This window comes from Flavobacteriales bacterium (assembly GCA_013214975.1).
In the GTDB taxonomy this organism is placed as follows: Bacteria; Bacteroidota; Bacteroidia; order DT-38; family DT-38; genus DT-38.
This window is the reverse complement of record JABSPR010000228.1, coordinates 1-2,824: the sequence shown is the minus strand read 5'-3', so window position 1 is coordinate 2,824 and position 2,824 is coordinate 1. Positions and strand designations below refer to the sequence as shown.

At 36.7% G+C, this 2,824-nt stretch carries 5 protein-coding genes; 3 read left to right on the top strand and 2 right to left on the bottom strand.

Annotation, left to right across the window (positions count from 1 at the left end):
* A partial coding sequence (locus HRT72_07620; protein NQY67575.1) for a hypothetical protein occupies positions 1–1,073 on the bottom strand: 1,073 nt, incomplete at its 3' end.
* A gap of 541 nt (positions 1,074–1,614) precedes the next feature.
* The gene (locus HRT72_07615; protein NQY67574.1) at positions 1,615–1,833 is read right to left on the bottom strand and encodes a hypothetical protein; all 219 of its coding nucleotides are present in this window, start codon (positions 1,831–1,833) and stop codon (positions 1,615–1,617) included.
* A gap of 144 nt (positions 1,834–1,977) precedes the next feature.
* Between HRT72_07615 and HRT72_07610 the strand changes: the two genes are divergently transcribed.
* From HRT72_07610 to HRT72_07600, 3 genes are all read left to right on the top strand, one after another.
* A complete protein-coding gene (locus tag HRT72_07610; protein ID NQY67573.1) occupies positions 1,978–2,289 on the top strand; it encodes a hypothetical protein in 312 nt (103 codons plus the stop codon).
* A 45-nt stretch (positions 2,290–2,334) separates the two neighbouring features.
* A complete protein-coding gene (locus HRT72_07605) occupies positions 2,335–2,580 on the top strand; it encodes a hypothetical protein (protein NQY67572.1) in 246 nt (81 codons plus the stop codon).
* A 104-nt stretch (positions 2,581–2,684) separates the two neighbouring features.
* Positions 2,685–2,824: hypothetical protein (locus tag HRT72_07600; GenBank protein NQY67571.1), on the top strand; the 140-nt coding region annotated here is incomplete at its 3' end.

Below are 2,824 nucleotides of genomic sequence, written 5' to 3'. Positions count from 1 at the left end.
TTTTGCCCCCAGGTATATAAAAGATTTGGATCATCTGGAGTTGCCCCGGCTGTAATAACTGCTGCTCCCGGATAATCTTCCGAAGTATGGCTGGTTGCTAAAAACAAAACATCTGTTAAGTCCGCACTGCCTGTGGCATCTTGTATAGCTACCCATGAGCTAACAACACCAATACCAGTTGTGATTATTTCTCCATCTGTATTATCACCAACTCCATAAACTTTCTGATCAGTTCCTAAAGCCAATAAGCCAGGGTCATTGTTATCACCAAAAATTGCGGAAATATATGTTGGAGGAGAAGGAGCAGCTGTCATTATAGTTGCGAAATCTAAATTTTGTAACACGCCTCCATTACCTAGCTCTACATTATTTCCCCATGCATAAATGTCTCCGTTTGCAAGAAGGGCAAATGCGGCTGTTTTATTTCCTGTAACCTGGATGACTCCGGTAAGAGGATTTCCAGATGAGGTTTCCACCTGGTGCCAAATATCACCATCGGCATCATCTGTTCCATTAGGTGCAGTGACTCCTGTTGTAGCAACCCAAATCTCACCCGTAGTTAATAGCACAAAAAGCACATCAGAACTAGCGTGCATGTTAAGCACATCTCCAGGTGCAAAGGGTACACCTATCATTGCCTGAAAAGCATTTCCACCGGTAAAGTCACCATCGACTACTTCTCCAACCGCACCCCAAACGTAAAAATCATCTGTGGTAGATAAAAAACCTTGAGCACCAGCGTTACCAGAAACAGCAATGTTTATAATATCGCCGGTATAATTATACCCATTTGCTGGAATTATCTCAATTATCTCAGTTGCATCAGATCCATCAGAATCCATATCCTCACCCCAAGCAATATATCCTGAGGATACTCTAGCTAAGGTTGAATGGTAGGTAGTTATAATTTCATCGTCATCTGCAGAAAAAATTCCAGTCGAAGTAACTATGGGACATTGAGCAGATAACTGAGGTGTACCACTCAGTATTAATAGGATACTAAATAGCAATTTTATTCCATTACCTACATTCATAGGATATACTTTATATAAAAAAGTAACTTTAAATTGCATTTGACTGAAACTTAGCTATTAAATATATAAAAACCCATGCTGATTTAGGTGCTAAAAATCTATAAATTAACGGATAACAATTCATCATAACCTACACGCTTCTACGTATTAAGGTTATAAATGTTAAAAGTAAAGAGATTAGGTTTAAATAATCGAGGAATGTTTGTTATTTTTTATAAAATCGTTTCCAAAACCAACTACCATTTTTATTTCTAATAATAATGAAATTGAGCGCTTCTTTCAACCTAAATTTTTTGATGTATTGAAACTGGCTAGAATGTTGATATCACAGCCGTACACATTTATTGAAACAATCGCATTATTGTAACAATATACCTATTTTAATTTCTTAGATCTAACAGGCAATTTAAGGGTTTTGAGAGCCGCATCGCTGGCCTCTAATTCCACTAGATTTTTATGCTTTCGAAGGTCTAAACTCGACAATGGATTACTCTTCACATTTATGTACTTAAGTTTTTTATTTTGAGATAAATCTAGTGTCGAAATAAAATTTGAACCCAGGTATAATTCCGAAATATTTTTAAAGATCTCTGATTCCCTTCTTGGTGGCACGTATCGCACCAGAATATTTTTTAGCTTCCGACATCTGAATTTCCCCATCGCCGTTGGTATTAATCCCAGATTCCGTAGAATCTGCAATGAGTAATTTTTTAAAAGCTGCATCCGGAATTACTACATTCTTGGCCTTAACGGAAGAGAAAAAAAGGAAAACGGAAATGATGATAAATATAACTTTCATAATGTGAGAGTTTTAGTTTGTCGCGATTCAAAACGAACCGTTACTTATAAGACAATGAAAATCAATAATATGCTGCCTGAAATCCAGCTATAATGGCAATTCCTTTTATATTTACACCCCTTATAATCTTCAAATCTATTCAAGATGAAAAAATCTATCCTCCTTTCTTTCTTGTGTGCAGCTATAACTCTTTCCGGGTTTGCACAGACAGCTCCGTCGAACGATTTATGTGCTAATGCAATAACTGTTTCTTTAGGTACATACAATAGCACTAATGAGAATGCAACAGGAGATGATAGTCCTACTGAATGCGGATTTAGTAAACAAGGAGTTTGGCTATCCTATACAGCAACAGCAAACGAAGAAATCGAACTTAATCTTTGTAACACAGTCAGTGACATGGTGATTGAAGTATACAGTGGCACCTGTGGTGCCTTAACCTGTGTTGAAGCTTAAGATGATGATAATAATTGCGGAAGCGCAAATCCGGATATTTCTATATTGGCAACAGACGAAGAGACATACTTGATCTATGTATCTGGTTACAATCTTAATGCTCTTGGAGATTTTGAATTAGAAATTTTAGTTGATAATATATGTGATAACAATGAATCACAAAACATTGCCCCCGTAGATGCTAGCTCGGCAGATATTCTTTGGTCATCAGAAAATGCAGGGGCAACATATGAAATTGAATACGGTGTTTCTGGATTTACTCTAGGAGATGGAACAAGCATGTCAGTGTAAAGAGTCAGACCAAAGGGTACCACTAAAGGGATAAAGTTAAGTGATAGTATTAATACCTTCAAAGCATGCTTTGAGGAACTTTAAAAACCTTTAAATGTATAATAATGGGAAGACCAAAAAAGAAGTCAGCAGAAGCTGTAGTTAAGGACATTCGACGTCAAACACGTAGAAAGTTCTCATCAGAAGAGAAGATCAGAATAATTTTAGAAGGCCTAAAGGGTGAAAAATCTATATCGGAAATATG

What these genes read in the sequence shown, in the direction of transcription:
- HRT72_07610 (NQY67573.1), top strand. Translation starts at nt 1,978, where the DNA reads ATGAAAAAATCTATCCTCCTTTCTTTCTTGTGTGCAGCTATAACTCTT.
- HRT72_07615 (NQY67574.1), bottom strand. Translation starts at nt 1,833, where the DNA reads ATGAAAGTTATATTTATCATCATTTCCGTTTTCCTTTTTTTCTCTTCC.